Origin of the sequence: Pseudomonas sp. 32_A, from assembly GCF_017490905.1 — a bacterium.
In the GTDB taxonomy this organism is placed as follows: Bacteria; Pseudomonadota; Gammaproteobacteria; order Pseudomonadales; family Pseudomonadaceae; genus Aquipseudomonas; species Aquipseudomonas inefficax.
In genome coordinates this window covers 1-438 of the sequence record NZ_JAFGYI010000373.1, presented here as the reverse complement: position 1 = coordinate 438, position 438 = coordinate 1, and the positions used below count along the sequence as shown (strand labels likewise).

Sequence of the window (438 nt, the reverse complement as noted above, 5' to 3'; positions counted from 1 at the left end):
GCTTCATCGCGCTGATCGCGATGTTGAACGGCATCTTCTCGGGACTGTTCGGCGGCACCACGTTCCAGGAGGTGCTCGGCTACGTCTTCTCGCCCTTCGCCTACCTCACCGGGATCCCCTGGGATGAGTCGATCGCGGCCGGAAAGTTCATGGCCACCAAGCTCGTGTCCAACGAGATAGTGGCCATGCTCCAGCTGACCGGCAGCGACGACGACCTGTCGGAGCGGCCCATCGCAATCGTCTCGACGTTCCTGGTGTCCTTTGCCAACTTCTCGTCCATCGGAATCGTCGCGGGAGCGGTGCGCAGTCTCAAAGAGAAACAGGGTGTCAACGTGGCGCGCTTCGGGCTCCGGCTGCTCTACGGCGCAACCCTGGTGAGCTTCATCAGTGCGACCGTCGTGGGCCTCATCTACTGACCCCTTCGAATCAGGGTGCACC

1 protein-coding gene is annotated in these 438 nt (G+C 62.1%); it reads left to right on the top strand.

From position 1 onward, the window contains the following. Positions 1 to 416: nucleoside transporter C-terminal domain-containing protein (locus tag J5M58_RS27130; RefSeq protein WP_306795266.1), on the top strand; the 416-nt coding region annotated here is incomplete at its 5' end. Positions 417 to 438: the final 22 nt, after the last annotated feature.